At 69.1% G+C, this 17,480-nt stretch carries 17 protein-coding genes; 8 read left to right on the forward strand and 9 right to left on the reverse strand.

Annotated elements, in window-relative coordinates; genetic code table 11:
* Nucleotides 1-101 precede the first annotated feature (101 nt).
* Both AB2U09_RS03275 and AB2U09_RS03280 read left to right on the forward strand, forming a co-directional pair.
* Nucleotides 102-797, forward strand: a complete 696-nt coding sequence (locus AB2U09_RS03275; protein ID WP_459191259.1) for a hypothetical protein — start codon at nt 102-104, stop codon at nt 795-797.
* A gap of 61 nt (nt 798-858) precedes the next feature.
* On the forward strand, nt 859-1,131 hold the full coding sequence (locus AB2U09_RS03280) for a hypothetical protein (protein WP_459191260.1): 273 nt from the start codon (nt 859-861) through the stop codon (nt 1,129-1,131).
* A gap of 6 nt (nt 1,132-1,137) precedes the next feature.
* Here the strand turns inward: AB2U09_RS03280 and AB2U09_RS03285 are convergent, their stop codons facing one another.
* The 3 genes from AB2U09_RS03285 to AB2U09_RS03295 form a co-directional block, all read right to left on the reverse strand.
* Nucleotides 1,138-1,413 (reverse strand): ubiquitin-like small modifier protein 1, encoded by a 276-nt coding sequence (locus AB2U09_RS03285; protein ID WP_459191261.1) that lies wholly within the window; start codon nt 1,411-1,413, stop codon nt 1,138-1,140.
* Between the two features lie 88 nt (nt 1,414-1,501).
* Nucleotides 1,502-3,553: a TrkA C-terminal domain-containing protein gene (locus tag AB2U09_RS03290; protein WP_459191262.1), complete on the reverse strand. Its 2,052-nt coding sequence runs from the start codon at nt 3,551-3,553 to the stop codon at nt 1,502-1,504.
* Nucleotides 3,550-4,800, reverse strand: a complete 1,251-nt coding sequence (locus tag AB2U09_RS03295) for a potassium channel family protein (RefSeq protein ID WP_459191263.1) — start codon at nt 4,798-4,800, stop codon at nt 3,550-3,552. The genes AB2U09_RS03290 and AB2U09_RS03295 overlap by 4 nt, the downstream gene beginning before the upstream one ends.
* Nucleotides 4,801-4,965: 165 nt before the next feature.
* On the opposite strand from AB2U09_RS03295, the gene AB2U09_RS03300 reads away from it, so the two are divergent.
* Nucleotides 4,966-6,165, forward strand: a complete 1,200-nt coding sequence (locus AB2U09_RS03300) for an NAD-binding protein (RefSeq protein ID WP_459191264.1) — start codon at nt 4,966-4,968, stop codon at nt 6,163-6,165.
* A gap of 51 nt (nt 6,166-6,216) precedes the next feature.
* On the opposite strand, the gene AB2U09_RS03305 is transcribed toward AB2U09_RS03300, so the two are convergent.
* The 4 genes from AB2U09_RS03305 to AB2U09_RS03320 form a co-directional block, all read right to left on the reverse strand.
* The gene (locus AB2U09_RS03305) at nt 6,217-7,737 is read right to left on the reverse strand and encodes an HPP family protein (protein ID WP_459191265.1); all 1,521 of its coding nucleotides are present in this window, start codon (nt 7,735-7,737) and stop codon (nt 6,217-6,219) included.
* A gap of 749 nt (nt 7,738-8,486) precedes the next feature.
* Nucleotides 8,487-8,762 (reverse strand): hypothetical protein, encoded by a 276-nt coding sequence (locus AB2U09_RS03310; RefSeq protein ID WP_459191266.1) that lies wholly within the window; start codon nt 8,760-8,762, stop codon nt 8,487-8,489.
* A 141-nt stretch (nt 8,763-8,903) separates the two neighbouring features.
* Nucleotides 8,904-9,629, reverse strand: a complete 726-nt coding sequence (locus AB2U09_RS03315; RefSeq protein WP_459191267.1) for a guanosine phosphorylase — start codon at nt 9,627-9,629, stop codon at nt 8,904-8,906.
* A 398-nt stretch (nt 9,630-10,027) separates the two neighbouring features.
* Nucleotides 10,028-10,870 carry a DUF63 family protein gene (locus AB2U09_RS03320; RefSeq protein WP_459191268.1) on the reverse strand — a complete coding sequence of 281 codons (843 nt, stop codon included), beginning with the start codon at nt 10,868-10,870 and terminating at the stop codon, nt 10,028-10,030.
* Between the two features lie 150 nt (nt 10,871-11,020).
* Between AB2U09_RS03320 and deoC the strand changes: the two genes are divergently transcribed.
* On the forward strand, nt 11,021-11,707 hold the full coding sequence (gene deoC, locus AB2U09_RS03325) for a deoxyribose-phosphate aldolase (RefSeq protein ID WP_459191269.1): 687 nt from the start codon (nt 11,021-11,023) through the stop codon (nt 11,705-11,707).
* Nucleotides 11,708-11,811: 104 nt separating this feature from the next.
* Here the strand turns inward: deoC and AB2U09_RS03330 are convergent, their stop codons facing one another.
* Nucleotides 11,812-12,957: an outer membrane protein assembly factor BamB family protein gene (locus AB2U09_RS03330; RefSeq protein WP_459191270.1), complete on the reverse strand. Its 1,146-nt coding sequence runs from the start codon at nt 12,955-12,957 to the stop codon at nt 11,812-11,814.
* 142 nt (nt 12,958-13,099) lie between these two features.
* Here AB2U09_RS03330 and AB2U09_RS03335 point away from each other — a divergent pair, with 142 nt between their 5' ends.
* From AB2U09_RS03335 to AB2U09_RS03350, 4 genes are all read left to right on the forward strand, one after another.
* A complete protein-coding gene (locus tag AB2U09_RS03335) occupies nt 13,100-14,359 on the forward strand; it encodes a tRNA (N(6)-L-threonylcarbamoyladenosine(37)-C(2))-methylthiotransferase (RefSeq protein WP_459191271.1) in 1,260 nt (419 codons plus the stop codon).
* A gap of 76 nt (nt 14,360-14,435) precedes the next feature.
* Entirely contained in the window at nt 14,436-14,681 is a 246-nt protein-coding gene (locus AB2U09_RS03340; protein ID WP_459191272.1) for an antitoxin VapB family protein, read from the forward strand.
* Entirely contained in the window at nt 14,678-15,073 is a 396-nt protein-coding gene (locus AB2U09_RS03345) for a PIN domain-containing protein (protein ID WP_459191273.1), read from the forward strand. The genes AB2U09_RS03340 and AB2U09_RS03345 overlap by 4 nt, the downstream gene beginning before the upstream one ends.
* Nucleotides 15,074-15,163: 90 nt before the next feature.
* Nucleotides 15,164-15,955, forward strand: a complete 792-nt coding sequence (locus tag AB2U09_RS03350; RefSeq protein ID WP_459191274.1) for an alpha/beta hydrolase — start codon at nt 15,164-15,166, stop codon at nt 15,953-15,955.
* An 11-nt stretch (nt 15,956-15,966) separates the two neighbouring features.
* Here the strand turns inward: AB2U09_RS03350 and AB2U09_RS03355 are convergent, their stop codons facing one another.
* On the reverse strand, nt 15,967-17,433 hold the full coding sequence (locus AB2U09_RS03355; protein WP_459191275.1) for a dihydrolipoyl dehydrogenase family protein: 1,467 nt from the start codon (nt 17,431-17,433) through the stop codon (nt 15,967-15,969).
* Nucleotides 17,434-17,480 lie beyond the last annotated feature (47 nt).

A 17,480-nucleotide genomic window follows, 5' to 3' on the forward strand; every position in this document is an offset into this window, starting at 1 on the left:
CTGCCGTTCGCAGGTTCACAGTCGATCGTGGCGCCCGACAGTCTGCACCCTGTCATGAACGGTAACGTTCATGTATCGGAACCGTCAATCAGGTATCGAACATGAGCGGGATCGAATACGACGCGCCGGGAGTGGAGTCGACGGCCTCGCGGAGCGTCTCGCGGATCGCGGGGATCGGGGCGGGACTGGTCGCGCTGAACATCGTGTTGATGCTGGCGCTGAGTTACACGCCGGTCGCCCCGCTGGGTGCGGCGTTGTTCCGGAACTTCTTCATCGGCATCGCCGTATTCATGGTCACCGTCGGGGGCGGCTACTGGCTGGCGAACACGGGCATCGAGAAGGGCAGTATGGGACTGGCCGGCGTCGGCGTGGCGCTGTCGCAGTTCGGATACGCGCTGCTCGGGTCGGCGATCCTCCTTCGAGTCGGGATGTCGACACGGGTCACCGCCCTCGGCATCACGGCGGTGATCACCGGCCTCATCACGGCGGTGGTTGCCGCCGTCGTCTTCAAGACCGACCACTCCTTCGAGCGCTGGCAGATGTACTCGTGGGTCTGCTTCGGCGGCGGGTTCGTCGTCGGGGCTGCCGGCGTGTTCGTGAACCCGATGCTGATGCTCGTCGCGGGCGCGCTGTTCCTGATCGGGTTCATCGTCGACCTGACCTACGAGATCTGGGCAGTCCGCGAGAGCAAGTACGGCGACCTGCGCAGCGCCATCGGCATCTACATCGCCGTGATGGGCGTGTTCATCCACATCCTCCAGCTCGTCCTGCGCGTGTTGGAGATGCTCGACGCCTGATCGGCGTTCCATCCTGCCCGCCATCGGCAGGACAAAATGATAGTGCAGGAAACACTTCTCCATGAGTGCCGCGCCGCTCCGCCGCGCAGTCGGTAGCTGGCGGCGCTGGTGGGATCTGGCGCACGTCACGTTCGCCGGCTGGTTGATCGTCGTGTTGCTCGGCGGTCCAGACGCCGTCGGACGGTCGACCGGACTGGATGCAATCACTCCGGTGCTCGAACTCGTGGCGAAATGGGGATTTCAGGCCGCGCTCGCGTCGGGACTCGTCGGGTTCGTGCTCCTCCACGTCGCCGACGAGCGGGAGTCAGCTGTCGGAGATCCGGGGGAGAAGTAACGTCGTTTATCCGCCGCTGACGGGCGGGAACAGCGCGAGTTCGTCCCCCTCGGAAACTGCGGTCTCGAAGCCGTCTTCCTCGGCGAAGGGGTTCTTGCCCTCGTGGAGCAGGCGGACGTGCTCGTAGAGGTCGCCGTCCTCGTCGAGGACCTCGGCTTCGAGTTCGGGGTGGGCGTCGAGCAGCGCGTCGAAGGCGTCGCCGACGGTCGCGCCGTCGGCGTCCACCTCGATCTCCGTGTCCCCGGCCGTCTCGGCCAGCGTGGCAAAGAGCCGCCAGTGCATATCCGTGGATGGACACCGATACTCAAAGAGCGTTCCGCACTCGGCGCGCTCGTCCGGGCTTCCGCCCGGGAATATCCGAACCCGTTCGCTACCGGTCGGAGTCGTCACGGCGTTCGTCCACGGCGACGGTCCAACCGCTACCGTCATCGTCGTCGGTTCTCTCGTCGTCGATCGCGGGCGTATCGCCGCCGTCGTCGGTGTCGTCAGCGTCGTCGGCACTATCGTCGGTCCCATCACTCGACTCGTCGGGTTCGCCGACCGACTCGCTCTCGTCGGCGTCCGGGAGCCCGTCGAGGCCGTCCGTCTCGTCGGTGGATTCCGCCGGCGACTCGTCGGGTTCGCCGTTCGCCTCGACCGACACGTCGGTCCCCGTCAGGTCGTCCACGTCGACGCCAGCGAGGTCCTCCAGATCCGCGCGAGTCGGTTCGTCGTCCGGCGACTCACCCTCGGCCGGCATCTCCTCCAGCGGATCGTCTTCGAGCGGTGATTCTTCAGTCGGCATGTCGTCCAGCGGTGACGCCGCACTCGAATCGCCCGCGTCCGGTGACTCCGCTGCCGGCCCGTCCTCGACTGGCGACTCCGCGTCCGAACTGTCGGTAACCGTTCCCTCGTCCGGCGAGTCGTCCCCGACCGAGACCTCGTCAGAGGCGCTGTCGGTCGCAGGTGCCTCACCCGGCGACGCGGCGTCTCTCGACCGCTCGGCGTCCGCCGGTTTCTCGGCCTCGACCGCCTCGTCCGGGACCTCGTCTTCGAGCGCCTGAATGCCCGGCGCGTCCGCGTCGGAGAGGTCGTCGACCCCGGACGGTTCGTCCGGCTCGCGGGACGGTTCGCTGGCCTCGGTCGTCAAGCCGTCGGCCCCCTCGCCCGCGACGGGGGTCGTCGCGTCGACCCGTTCGTCCGGGCTGACCCGAGCGCCGCCTTCCGCCGAGGGAACCGTCGAATCCGCCGCCGGGCCGGTAGCGGGACTCGCGGCCTGCTCGACCTTGCGGATGGCCTCCGGCGCGGCGACCAGATAGAGGGCGTCGTCGCCGGCCAGGATCCGGTCGCGGCCGGGCAGCGGTTCGACCGGCCCCTCGCGGGGGCGAATGGCGACGACGGTCACGTCGAGCGCGCCGACGGGCTGGCCCGCCAGCGCGCTTGACCCGGCGACGGTGACGGCGGCCATCGTCTCGTCGGCCGCCCGGAGCACCGAAGCGAACTCCCGGTCGGGCCGGGACTCGACGGGGAGCGTCGCGAGCTTGTAGCGCGTCTCCGCGTCGAGCCTCCGTGTGTCGGCGGCGTCGACGGCGAGGGTCACCACGTCGTCGACGGTCCCGCGGACCTCGGCGGTGAGCACGCGCTCGTAGGGGTCGGTGCTCCAGACCTGGACGAGGTCGCCGGCGCTGGCGGCGAAGGCGGGGTCGGCCTGCACGGCGACGGCAGAGGTCTCGGGCGGGAGCGTCGGGCCGATGCCGGCGGCGCGGGAGCCGACCGCGAGGAACTCGACGGTCCCGTCGTCGGCCAGTTCCACGTCGACGTGGCCGACGGCGTAGTCGGCCTTCAGGCGGGTGACGAGCCGGTCGCGCAGTTCCGCCACGGTCAGCCGGCGGGGGAAGACGAAAGTCGTGCCGGCCAGATCCTCCTTGGTCTCGTCGGGCACGGGGTCGTAGCCGACGATGTCCTCGATCTCCTCGGGGAGTTCGATAGTGATGACGCGCCCGACCGCCTGCACGATGCGGCCAACCTCCGCCTCGACGGCGCGCTCGCCGGTCGCGACTGACACGTCGGTCCCGATGTGGTCGCCGATGTCGGTCCCGACGCGCGTCGCGCCCAGCGCGACGAGGAACGCGGCGATGTTAAACAGCGCCGTCGCCTCGTTGAACGGGTCGGTGCCCGTGGTGGGGTTGATGACGTTCTGTAGCAACTTGTTGGTGCCGAGGAGCGGCACGACCGCGCTGAGTCCGAATAGGGCAGGGAGACTGCCGGGAACGCGCTCGCGGACGTACCAGCGATACAGGATGGCGACGACCGCCGCCACGCCCGCAGCGATCAGGGAGTAACCGAGCACGCGCGCCATGGCGAGGAGCGCCCGTTCGGTGATCGACCCGCTCTGGGCGACGACAGTCGCTCCATCGGCGAGCACCGCGTCGATCCCACTCACGCCACCGCCTCCCGGAACGCGTCGAGTTGCTCGCGCGTCCCGACGGCGAACACCTCGTCGCCGGCCGAGAGCGTGGTCGCGCCCCGGGGCGCGACCACCCAGCCGCTCGCACCGCGGACGGCCATCACGGCGACGCCGTAGGTGTCGCGGACGTTCGCCGTGCCGACGGTCGCGCCGTCGAGCGCGCCGTCCGGACCGACCGTGATTCGCTGGAAGCGCCGGCCGGCCCGCCGCAGCAGCGAGACAAGTTCGTACTCGCGGCGGACGCCGCGGGACTCGACGACGACCCGGGCGCGGTCGGCCTTCAGCAGCGGGTCGGCGTCGGTCCGCGTCACCGCGACGGTGATCCGACCCTCGCCGCCGGTCGTCGTCGGCGCCCTGACGGGCTGGGGAACGTGGTCTTCCTCGTCGTCGCTCGCGCCGTCCGCGTCGTCCGCGGGTGCGCTGGCGGACGGATCGGGACCGGCGGAAGCGGTCGCCTTCTGCGTCTTCGCGCTGACGACCGTCCCGCGGACCTGTGCGTCGGGGGTGATGAGCGTCACCTCGTCGTTGCGGGCGACGCCGGTCGGGACGAGCGCGTTCACCGACACGGCCCGCTTGCCGTCGGGGATGCGCTTCGAGAGGCCGGAGAAGGGCGGTGCGGCGACGACCGACGCCCGCCCGCGCTCGTCGACAGTCACCGCCGCGTCGCCGAGGTCGTACTCGGTCTTGAGCCGCTCCGCGAGACGCGCTTCGAGTTCGGAGATCCGCAGGTCGGCCGGGAAGGTCCACTCGCTGCCGCGGATCTCCGCCCGCAGGTCGTCGGCGAGCGGCGGGTAGCCCTCCATGTCGGCGACCTCGCCGACGACGCGGATGCGCGCCTCGTCGCGGCCGGCGAGCGCGCCGCGGACGTCCGCGGCGAGGGTCTTCTCGCGCAGTTGCTTCAGCGAGAGGCGCTTGGGAAACGTCGCCCCCATCTGGTCGCCGCGGCTGTGGGCGTACAGCGAGATCATCAGGACGACCATGATCGCCGTCGTGATCGTGACGGCGTTGGCGTTCTGGGTGATCGTCGGGTCCGCCAGTGCGAGCAGGCCGCCGTTGACGCCCGCGAGCGCGACCGCGAGGACGACCACACCGAACCCGGGGATGGTGACGCCGGTGAAGTACTTGAAGAGAAAACCCAGCGACCACGCGACGAGCCCCGGGATGACGCCCGTCAGGATACCGAGATAGATGCCGAACAGCAGTTCGACCGGAAACGCAGCCATGCACGGTGTCACGGAATCCACTCTTAAACGTGTACCGGCGGATCCGTTCCGCCGGTGCGACAGGGCCGGCCGTCGATTCGGCGCGTCCGGCCCGACTGTGACCGTTCCGACACGTTCGAGCGAGTGTCGGGGGGATTTTAGCCGGTCGCCGTCCTCCGGAGGGTTATGGACCCGAGGCGGGCGCTGCGCCACCCGCAGACGGTGGTCGTCGGAACTCGCGCCGCGATCTGGCTGCCGATGCTCGTCGCCGTGCTGTCGTTCGCCACGGGCGTGGCGAACATCAGCGTCACGAGCGTCGAGGGGCCGCTGGCGGCGTACGTCGACATCCCCCCCTCAGTCCAGCGCGCCGCGGGGTTCACCGGCGCGCTGACCGGGTTCCTCATGCTCGTCAGCGCCACGGGGATGCGCCACCGACTGCGGGCGGCGTGGTTCTCGACCGTCGTCCTCCTCCCGATGACCGCGCTTCAGGGGCTGGTCCAGGCGAGTCGGCTCTCGCTGCCGATGGTCGTCCTGTCGCTGCTGTCGCTTCCGACGGTACTGGTGAATTACCGGCGGTTCGACCGCAAGACTGACCTCTCGACGACGCAGCTGGCCGCGGGCGCCGCGCTCACGGGGACGCTCGTCTACGGCACCGTCGGATCCTATCAGCTCCGCGACGAGTTCGTCGGCCTCTCGACGCTCACCGACGCCTTCTACTACACCATCGTCACCGCAAGCACCGTCGGCTACGGCGACGTGACGCCGCGGAGCCCGCAGGCGAAGCTGTTCGGCATGACCGTCGTCGTCCTCGGCGTCGCCAGCTTCACCGTCGCGCTGGGGTCGCTGCTCGGCCCCGCCATCGAGGCGCGCCTCTCGCAAGCACTCGGTACCATGAACGAATCCGACATCGAGCTCCTGGACGACCACGTCGTCGTCCTGGGCTACGGCGACCTGACCGAACCGCTGCTGGAAGAACTCTCCCACGCCGCCCAGTTCGTCGTGATCACTCCCGACGCCGAGCGGGCCACGACGCTCCGGAGCCGCGACCTCCGCGTCGTCGTCGGCGACCCCAGCGACGAGGAGCCACAGCAACAGGCCGGGATCGAACACGCTCGGGCCGTCATCGCCGCGACGAACGACGACGCACAGGACGCGCTGGCGATCCTCACCGCCCGGCAACTGAACCCCGAACTGCGGATCGTCGCCGCCGCCACCGACCGGGAGAACACGGAGAAGCTCCGCCGGGCCGGCGCTGACGCCGTCATCAGCCCCTCACTCATCGGCGGCCACCTCCTCGCCGAATCCGCACTCGGCGACGCCGACGTGGAGGGACTGGCCGAGCGCCTCCTCGACGTCGACAGCGGAGCGGCGCGGGACGGCGACTGAACACAGATTCGGATCGCGAGGGCCACAGCTCGTCCGTCCGGACTCCCGTCGCTACGACCGGTCGACGATCACCACGTCAGTGTCCAGATCCTGAATGCGCTCGAACGTCGGCGGCGAGATGAGTCGCGAGGCGGCGCTGCGGTCGGTACTCGCGCCCATGAACACGAGGTCGAACTGGTCGGCGTTCTCCGCGAGGTAGCGTTCGATCGACTGGGTCGCGACGCGCGTCTCGAAGTCGCCGTCGAACGCCTCGACGAGGTCGGCGAGCATCTCCTCGGCGCGACGGCGCTCCCGCTCACCCGAAACGCACGAACAGACGCTGATGCGCCCGGTTCGGCCGACGAGCCGGATCGCGAAGTCGATCATGCCGTGGGCCACGTCGCTGGCGCGTCGAACGGGGACCATCACCCGCTTCCAGTGGGTCCGCCCGGCCGACGACCGGTGGACGAGCACGTCGACGTCGCCGCGGAAGAGGTCGTGGAGGTACGGCGAGAGCGCGCCGTGGCGCTGTTCGTAGGCGGCCGCCACAAGGTCACAGTCGACCTCGTGGGCGGTCTTCAGGACCGTCGCCGCGGGCGACCGGCCGCCGACGGCGATGACCACCTGACAGGGCACGCCCACCCGCCGCTCGATCTTGTCCGCGCGCGATTCGAGGCGGTCCGCCGCCTCCACGACGGCCGGATCGGGCTCTCGTTCGGACGGGGAATCCGAGCCGCCGTCGGGCTCGACGCCCGCCTCGTCGCGTTCCTCGGTCGCCTCGCCGCCGTCGCTGGCGAGCCGGCCGTCGAACCGGCGGCTGTCGTCGAGCGCGTCCCGCTCGGCGCTGGCGGCGGTCGCGTCGTCGACCACGTCGAGGAGGACGACTTTCCCGGCGTCGTGGGCGGCCGCGAGCCGGGCGCCGAGCATCGCGGTCGCGTCCGGGTTCTCGCCCCGCATCGGCACGAGGACGTGGTCGTCGCCCCGCGTCGACTCGTAGAGGAACTGCGCCCGGCGCTCGTAGAACCGCTCGCGCCAGACCGTGAACACGAGCGCGACGATGCTGCTGGCGAGCAGGATGCTCAGCGTGAACTCGAACTGGGCGCCCGGCCGGACCAGCAGCCCGAGCAGCGCCGTCGAATATGCGGACGGCTCCTCGACGTCGAGCATCCACGTGGCCACCCCCGCGAGGAAGACCGCGAGGGCCGCTTCCGCGGCGCCGACGGCGAACGCGCTGGCGCCGCCACCCGCGACGCCGAGCGTCGTCGTCACCCCGAGCGCCGCCCAGCCGCAGAGCGCGCCGACGGTCAGCCCGACGACGAACCGCGACGGCGAGGCGTACCGCCCCTCGGGGTTCGCGAAGAGCGTGTAGGTCCCCGACGCCAGCGGGGGAAACAGGAGGAACGACAGCCGGGGCTCGACGTTCGACAGCGCCGTCACCAGCGCGATGAGTAGCGGGACGAACACGAGGATCGACAGGTGGACGAGCGTCCGCGTCCGCTCGACCCACCGGCGAAACGCCCGCGCCTCGCGGCGTTCGAGCCGGCGAAGCCTGGCGACCGTCCCGTACAGCCGGTCCCTGAGCGGCCCGCGCATGGTCGCTACTATCCCCGTCACCGCACAAAAGAGCGTTCCCACGGCCGTCGGCGCCGCGCTCGCGGTTGGCGTCGGTGGCGGTCCCGACGGGTGAGTAGCTAGTAGCGCGATTTCCTTCTCAGTTCGAGGAGCGGAAACTGAACCGTTAATTCGGTAAGTACAGGCGATGGACGTAGCAATCCACCGTGGCGCGCGCTGGCGCGAGTCTCGTCTCGCGCCAGCATCGTGCGAGGGATGAGCGAGCCGAAGGCGAGCGAATCGGCTGGGGAGGTGTGTGGCAGTCTGCGGTGCTGTGCGGTTGCCGTCTCCTGGCGGACTGAAAGGGCGAGGTGCGCTCGCGTTTATTCAGTCGCCTGAGCGGGCACTATCCGCGCGGGCGGTGCGGAGAGCGCGGATTATCCCGCGCAGCGACCGCGAGCGCGCCGAGGGCTTTCATCGCTTGCTGTCCCCAGTGAGTGCGGTCGCTGTCATTCGACTTTATTCCACGACCCGCCTCCACGAAACAACTGATAAGCGAGCAGGCTGAAGTGAACGGACGATTCGCCAAGTAGACGGCTGAAATTAGTGCCCGGCTCGACTCCCGGAATCGGGTCTGCTCAGTACTGAGGGTACATTTCGCGCGGACAGTTTTCGCTACGACGGTACCTGAAAGAGCTCGAGGGAGCGGCGGATAGTATGTCAGCTCCACCCCTACAGAACCGTGAGATCATCTCCGGCTTTCCCGCGTAGGGCCGATCTCACTTTCTGGGTTATCTTCGGTGACTGCCGTCCGAGCAGGGAGGGGATCTGTGACCGCGAATTGTACCGACAACGATACAGACGTAGCAACTGTCGTTCCGTTCGGGCAGTGCCGCAATGTCAGCAAGGACGATTCCAGTCGCCGAGATCGCCGTCTTTCTGCCCTCAATCCGCCCGCGGTCGTCGCGGCCGATCCCCCGATCCGGGATACCGGCGGCACGCATCGCATCCTCGACGAGGCGTTCAGTCTCGCCTCTCGGACGGTCCACTCGCATCATGACCAGCATCTACGTTCAGTACAGGTGAAATTAATAGCGGTTTTACCACTAACCGAATATTCAGTAATACATTGCAAGATGCGCACGCGATACTGAACGCCAGTTACACGGTCGACTCTGCTTACAGAGAAACCGTATTACCGACGACCGTTAGAGCTGCGTCGCGGCGTCCAGCGAGATACCGATGGCCCGCTCGACGTTGTTCTTCGCCTTCTCGGGGAGTTCCTCCTCGTCGGTCTCGCCCTTCTGGGTGCCCTCGACGAGGTTGCCGTCGACGGTGCAGATGGCGCCGGCGCGCAGGCCCTTCCGGCGGGCGAGCGTGAACACGGCCGCCGCCTCCATCTCGACGGCGAGCAGCCCCGCCTGCTCCCAGTCGTTCACGTACTCGTCGGTCTCCGCGTAGAACGCGTCGTCGGTCGCGATCGGGCCGACGTGGACGTCCTCGTCGTTGGCTTCGGCGCTGTCGACGAGCGCGGAGAGCGTCTCGTAGTCGGCGACCGCGGGGTATTCGACGTTCTCGTAGCGCTTCGTGGTCCCCTCGTCTTTGGCGGCGCCCGTCGCGACGATCATGTCGCCGATCTCGACGTCGGACTGGAGCGCGCCGATCGTCCCGACGCGGACGAACGTCTCGACGCCGACGTTCGCCAGTTCCTCGACCGCGATGGTGGCCGAGGGACAGCCGATCCCCGTCGAGCAGATGGTCAGGTCCCGACCCTCGTAGGTGGCGTTGACCAGTTTGTACTCGCGGTTCTCGGCGACCTGCTCGACGTCCTCGCAGTGGTTCGCGATGCGCTCGACGCGTCCGGGGTCGCCCGGGATCAGCGCGATGTCGTTGACGTCGCCCGGTTCGACCAGCAGATGCGGCTGTTTCGCCATACGCGCCCGTGGGACCGGCAGCGGCAAAACGGTACTCGTTCGCCGGCCGCGACTCCGGAGCCGTCCGGAGGACTCCCGAGCGCTCGACAGCCGAACGGGGGTGCGTTTCACGAGCGATTCGCGCCGACCGGATCGCCGGATTGTGAACGGATTCCACGCGAAAGAAGGGGGTTGCGTCGCGAGCTGTCGGCGACGACCCCGTGTCTCAGGTGACCGAAACCGACCGCTCCCGGGGCCTACTGAGCGCTCCCTATCGCTCACGAGTCCGACAGGGGTGCATTTCGCGAGCGGTCGGAACGGGACGGATCGCGTGATGGAACGGCGGTTCCACGCGAAAGGAAGGGGTTCGGCTGGCACGGACCGCGCGGGAGAACGGTCCGTCACTGATCACCGATCGATCAGATCGCAGGGCCGAGCAGGAACAGGAAGAGGTTGTTCGCGGCCGGCCCCATGCCGACGGCGGCGACGAACGCGAGGATGACGTTCCCTTCTGTCGGGTTCTCGTCGACGATGTCGGCGACGATGGCGACGATGAACATCGCCATACCGAGCTTGACGACGGCGAACAGCCAGCCCTTGCCGAGATACGGGTAGGTTGGCAGCGTCTCGGCGAAGTCCATGATGTGCCGGGGGATCGGCGTGCGCTCGCCGGTGCCGATCACGTCGACGCCGATGGCCGTCGAGAGCCCGTCGAGCGCGTGGGCGAAGACGACCAGCGGGCCGCCCCAGCTCGCGTGGTCGACCGTCGCCGTCCGCCAGATGGCGAACAGGTAGTAACACGGCGCCGTGAGCAGGGCGGCGCCGAGAAATCCCAGCGGCAGCCAGACCAGCGAGACGCTCGCCTCGATGCGACCGAACGCGTAGGTGTAGGAAAACACCGTCAGCCCGAGGACGAGCAACCCGCCAGCGACGCCGAGGTTGCGGGCGATCCGGCCGACGTCGTCGACGGTCTGGGCGCGGATGATCGACGGGAGCCACACCGCCGCTGTGAGGACGAACGTCGTCACGTACACCGCCGGCGCGGCGAAGAAGGGGTCGGCGACGGGGGGGATCAGCTCCGCCTGGTAGAGCGCGTGGAAGGCACCGCCGGCGACCATCCACGGCGCGAAGGCGATCACCTGCTTCGTCGTGACCGGCGGCCGGAGCAGGTAGAGCCCGGCCAGCGAGGCCGCCGTCAGCACGACCAACACGATCGCGTACGGCAGCGGTGGGATCGCCAGCCCGCTCGGGAGGAACTGCATACCCTGTGGCGGGACGCGGACCGCCGAAAGGGTTCCGGTCGATACAGCCCTGCCTCAGGCTGGATAGGGGCGACCGACGGAGAGCGGGACAGCCGAACGATCCCCCGCCGATCCGAACGGGCTTTTACGCGGGGATGAGAGGGGTGAGCCATGAACACGGACGCGGCGGAGGTGACGGGCCGCATCGAGCACACGGTCCTCGGGCCGGAGACGACGCCGGACGACGTGATCGCGGTGCTGGACGCCGCCATCGAGTACGGGATGCGCGCGTGCATCCCGCCCTGTTACCTCGAACTCGCGGCCGGCTACGCGCCGTCGGTGCCGCTGTCGACCGTGATCGGCTTCCCCCACGGCCAGCACACGATCGCCACGAAGGTCGCCGAGGCCACCGACGCCTGGGACGAGGGCGCCGACGAACTCGACATGGTGATCAACGTCGGCCGGCTGAGAGCCGGCGAGCACGAGACCGTGACCGAGGAGATCGAGGAAGTGGTCGCGGCAGTGCCGATCCCGGTCAAGGTCATCGTCGAGACGCCGCTTCTGGCCGACGAGGCCGAGAAACGCCGCGCCGCCGAGTGTGCGCTCGAAGCCGACGCGGACTACCTGAAGACGGCGACCGGATTTTCTGACGGTGGGGCCACGGTGCCCGACGTAGAGTTGTTGGCGGAGTACATGCCCGTCAAGGCCTCCGGCGGCGTGGGATCGTGGGCCGACATGGAAGCGATGCTCGACGCCGGGGCTGAGCGGATCGGGGCTTCGAGCGGGGACGTGATCGCCCGCGAGTTCCTCGACCAGCACGAGACGGCGACGCGCGAGGACGTGAGCGGGTGGGAGTAGATGCACCGTAGAACGGGGGCAGACGAGACGGTGACGGCGGAGACGGTAACGATCGGAACGGACAGAGAAGAGACGTCGCCGAGTTCACGGACGGCCAAGGCGAGTCACTGCGGTTCGAAGGCAACGACCGCTCCAGCGCCGTCGCGCTGGAAGGGGACGAACAGTTTCCCGTCGGCGGCCGCGACGCCGGGCCCGAGGTGGTCGCCGGGGGTCCGCGTCCACCGCGTGCGGTCACCGCCGAACGGGCCGATGCCGCCGGCCCCGTCAGATTTGAAGGCACGGAGTTCACCCGCGTTGCCGGCCAGGACCGTGTCGCCGAACGCGGCCGGACGCCACTCAACCGACTCGTCGAAGGTGACCGACCACCGCTCGGACCCGTCGCGGTTCAGCGCGCCGACGCCGCGGCCGGCGGCGTAACAGACGGCGTCGGCGGCGAGCGCCAGACCCCCGTCCCGGTCGAACGCGCCCACCGACGTCTGCCAGTCGATCGATCCGAGTTGCGCGTCGAGCGCGTACACGTTCTCGTCCCAACTCCCGACGAAGACCCGGCCGTCGTCGACGACCGGCGGGCACTTCAGCCACGCCCCGAGGCGGCGCCGCCAGGCGCCTTCCCCGCGCGGACCGAGTGCGACCAGTTCGCCGGCCGTCGTAGGCACGTACAACCGGGTCTGGTCGGCCCCGATGGACGCCTCGACGCCGCCGAACACCTCGGTCCGCCAGTGCGTCTCGCCCGTCTCCCGGTCCAGTACGTAGACGTGCCCCTCGGTCGTCCCGACGACGAGTCCGTAGGTCGAGTCGGCCGGCGCCGCGACCACGCCGGCGTCGAGCGTCCGCGTCCACTGCTCGTCGCCGGACTCGGCGTCGAACGCTCTGACCCGGTTGCGGAGGTCACCGACGTAGACGGTCCCGTCGACGATAGTCGGCCGCGCCCGGAAGACGGCTCCCGCCTCGTCGTCGGTGATCCGCCACTCGACGGCCCCCGAGGCCGCGTCCAGCGCGACTACTTCGCTCCCGGACGGGACGACGACGTGACTTTCCGTCGCCGCCGGCAGTCCGGCCGCCGAGAAGTCGGCGCCGTCCGTGGTCCAGACGCGCGCCGGTTCGGTACGGGGGTCGAATGCTCCCGACGCCGTGCCGGAACCGCTCCCGCCCGCGTCACTCGACCCCGAACAACCCGCGACTCCCGCCGCCGCGGCGGCCGCACTAGCCGTCAGGAACTTCCGTCGAGTCGAGGAGTGGCGTGGAGTCACGACACGTACGTGTTAGCCACCCACCATCAATGTAGTGATCGAGTTGACACCTTCGGCGACGAGCCCCGTTCGCAGTCACCGTCGCCGGACCGACCCGATCCGTCGCGCTTTTGGCCGCGAGCGCCAAGGGAGACATAACGAGATGGCCCGCTATCACATCGAGACCTACGGTTGCACGGCCAACCGGGGCGAGAGCCGCCAGATCGAGCGCTCGCTCCGCGACGGCGGCCACCACCCCGCAGACGGCCCCGAGGAGGCCGACGTGGCGATCCTCAACACCTGCACCGTGGTCGAGAAAACGGAGCGCAACATGCTCCGGCGGGCCGAGGAACTCGACGCCGAGACGCCTGCCGATCTGGTGGTGACGGGCTGTATGGCCCTCGCGCAGGGCGAGGAGTTCCAGCAGGCCGACCTGGAGGCCGAGATCCTCCACTGGGACGAAGTGCCCGAGTACGTCCGCAACGGCGAGTGCCCGACGACGACGCCCGACACCGAACCCGTCCTCGACGGCGTCGTCGGCATCCTCCCCATCGCCCGCGGGTGCATGAGCGACTGCTCGTACTGCATCACCAAGCAGGCGACCGGCCGGATCGACTCCCCCTCCGTCGAGGAGAACGTCGAGAAGGCCCGCGCGCTGGTTCACGCCGGCGCAAAGGAGATCCGCATCACCGGCCAGGACACCGGCGTCTACGGCTGGGACCGCAACCAGGGCGAGAGCCTCCTGCCCGAACTGCTGGACCGCATCTGCGACATCGACGGCGAGTTCCGCGTGCGCGTCGGCATGGCCAACCCGAAGGGCGTCCACGGCGTCCGCGAGGAACTCGCGGAGGTCTTCGCCGACAACGAGGAGATCTACAACTTCCTGCACGCGCCGGTCCAGTCCGGCAGCGACGACGTGCTCGCGGACATGCGCCGCCAGCACGAGGTCGGCGAGTACGTGGAGGTCGTCGAGACCTTCGACGAGTACCTCGACGAGTGGACGCTCTCGACGGACTTCATCGTCGGCTTCCCCACCGAGACCGAGCAAGATTTCGAGCAGTCGATGGCCTTGCTGCGGGAGACCCGCCCGGAGAAGATCAACGTGACCCGGTTCTCCAAGCGACCGGGCACCGACGCCGCCGACATGAAGGGACTCGGCGGCACGGTCAAGAAGGAGCGCTCCTCGGCGATGACCGACGCGAAGATGGACCTCATGGAGGAGGTCTACGGGTCGATGGTCGGCGACACCCGCTCCGTGCTGCTGACCGAGGACGGCACCGACGAGTCGCTCGTCGGCTACGATCGGGCCTACCGGCAGGTGGCGATCCCGGGTGCGGAGACCCAGGGCGTCGCGGTCGGCGAGACCGTCGACGTCGAGATCACCGGCCACAACACCGTCTACGCGCTCGGCGAACTGGCGTAGACGCTCGCATCAGTGGAGTTCTGCGGCCACCCTGGCCCAAGGACTAAACAGTGTCAACGCGAACGTTGACGTACCGATGGCGACGGCGGACGAACAGATCCGGGTCAGCGACCGAGTGAAAGCGAAACTCGACCGACACCGGCGCGAGGGCGAGTCGTACAACGACGTGTTAGAGCGGTTACTGGCAGAAGACGACGACCGTGACCTCCTCGCTGGGTTCGGGCGATGGGCTGAAGACCACGCCGAGCGCGTTCGCGAAGCACGCGAAGCCGAGCGATCGAAGTCGAAAGAGCGCATGCGACGACTGGCGGACGACGGATGAAGGTGCTGGACGCGAACTTTCTGATTGATTACCTGGGCGGTGTCGACGCGACCGCCGAGTACCTGCTCGCAAACGAGGACGAGCGATTCGTGTTCCCGGCGCCGGCCTACGCCGAAGTGTTGGTGGGAGAGGGAAACGCCCCAGACGGCAACGTAGCCGAGGCGGAAGCGGATCTCTCGTGGGGAGAGGTCTACGAAACCGACCAACAGACAGCAGCCCTCGCTGGAGATATCGCGGACGAAATCGGTCCACAGGGACCGTATCTCGACGGTGTCGACGCGCTCGTGGCCGCCGTCGGTCGCGAACTCGACGCGCCGGTCGTGTCGGCGGACGACGATCTCACACACGAGGCGACGAAACGGGTCGTCGACGTCGAAACGTATCGGGAGTGAGGTGACCGTGGACGGCGCTGTCCACGCACCGAGCGCTGGCCTGACTGCCGCGACCGAAAACCGTTTTCCGACACCGGGCGACCACCGGCTATGACCGACGTGACTGTCGACCGAGACGTCGTCTTCCACCGGCCGCCCGAACGGGACTCGCCGCTCGAACTCGACGTGTACCGGCCCGACGACGGCGGGACGGACCGCCCGGCCGTCGTCGTCTACCACGGCGGCGGCTGGATCGAGGGCGAGAAGGGCCAACTCGAAGCGCTCGAACGCGGGCTGGCCGAGCGCGGGTACGTCTGCTTCGACGCGAACTACCGCCTGAGCGGCGAGGCGACGTTCCCGACGCCGGTCGAGGACGGCGCCGCGGCGGTCCGCTTCGCGAAGGAGCACGCCGACGAGTACGGCATCGACCCCGACCGCGTCGCGACGACGGGTCACTCCGCCGGGGGCCACCTCGCGGCGCTGGTCGCCGCCTCCGACGGCGGCTTCGACCCCGAAGACGCGACCGTCTCCTCGAAGGTTGCGGCCAACGCACCGATCAGCGGCGCCTACGACCTGCGCGACCGCACTCCGGAGGCGGCCAACGACCTCGAACGGCAGTTCCTCGGCGGCGGCCCCGACGAGGTGCCCGAGCGCTACGAGCGCGTGTCGCCGGCGGCCCACGTCAGTGAGGCGACGCCGCCGACGCTCGTCCTGCACGGCGACGACGACGACCTGCTGCCCGCGGACGGCGCACGCGAGTACGCGCAGGCGCTCGCCGAAGCGGGACGGCCGGTCGAACTCGGTATCGTCCCCGGAGGCGGCCACGGTATCGTCGTCGACCCCGAAGACTGGCAGGACCGCGGGATCGAGACGGTCGCGGACTTCCTCGACCGTCGTCTCTAAGCGAGACCGACTCAGATCCCGCTCGGCGCCACGTCGCACACCTCGCGGAACGCGCCCTGGACGACCTCCGAGAGCGCGGGGTGGACGTGGATGGTCGAAGCGACGGTCGCCGCGTCGGCCCCCGCGGCGACGGCCGTGCTCACCTCGTGGATCAGCGTCGAGGCCTCGGGGCCGACGACGTGACAGCCCAGTACCTCGTCGTCGGCGCCGACGAGGACCTTCGCGAACCCGCCCTCGTCGTCGAGCGCGGACCCGAGCGCGGTGTCGTCGTAGGCGTACGTGCCAACCTCGTACTCGTCGTCGCTGATCTCCTCGTCACCTTCGAGTTCATCCTCGGTCTTCCCGAGGCTGGCGACCTGCGGGGAGCCGAAGACGGCGTGGGCCATCCCGGGGTACTCGACCGGTTCCTCGGCCCCTCGCACGGCGTTCTCGACGACGTACTTCGCCTCCTTGTCGCCGGAGTGTTTGAACATGTGGTTGCCCGCGATGTCACCCATCGCGTAGACCCCGTCGACGGACGTTCGCAGGTACTCGTCCGTCTCGACGAACCCCCTGTCGTCCGTCTCGATGCCGGCCGCCGAGACGTTCCAGGTGTCGGAGTTAGGCCGGCGGCCGGTCGCCAGCAGGAGGCGGTCGCCCGTGACCTCGATCTCGTCGCCGTCCTCGTCCTCCGCGGTGACGCGCTTCTCGCCGTCGCTCTCCGCTATTTCGGTCGCGCTGTAGCCGAGGTGGAGTTCGTGTTTCTCCCGGTAGACCTCGGTGAGTCGCTCGGCGACGTCGGCGTCCTCGCGGTCGACGAGAACCCCCCCGTGGCCGACGATCACGACGTCGGCACCCATCTGCGAGAAGAAGTGGCTCAACTCGACGGCGATGTAGCCGCCGCCGACGATCACGAGACGGTCCGGGCACTCGGACAGCCACAGCGCCTCGTCGCTCGTGAGGAAATCGGTCTCGTCGGTCCCGTCGATGGAGTCGGGGACCATCGGGCCGGAACCGCCCGCCAGAACGACGGTCTCGCCGGTCAGTCGCTCGCCGTTGCTGCCGGCTTCGCCAGCGTCGTTGCCGACTTCCCCGTCGTCGCTGTCGGCGCTCTCGCCGCCGTCGGCGTCGACCTCGACCGTCCGCTCGTCGACGAATCGACCCTCGCGCTGGTAGAGCGTGATATTGTCGCGCTCCCGGGCGCGTCGGGTCTTCGCCTCCGCGACCCCCCGGATCGCCGTCCGCACGTCGTCGACGATGCCCTCGAAGTCGACGCTCTCGACCGACGCCTCGACGCCGAGCGCGTCGGCCGAGCGCACCGTCTCGGCGACGTTCGCGCGGTGGATGAGCTTCTTCGAGGGGTTGCACCCGCGGTTGAGGCAGGTGCCGCCGAGCCGACCGCGCTCGACGAGCGCCACGTCATTCCCCTCGTCGGCGGCCGCCGCGGCGACGAGGTTCCCGGTACCACCGCCGAGGACGATGAGGTCGAACTCGGGCATGTGAAGGTACAGACGCTAGGTGACGGACCCGTTTGTCCCTTGCGCGC

It is taken from the genome of Halosimplex yunnanense (genome assembly GCF_054504345.1).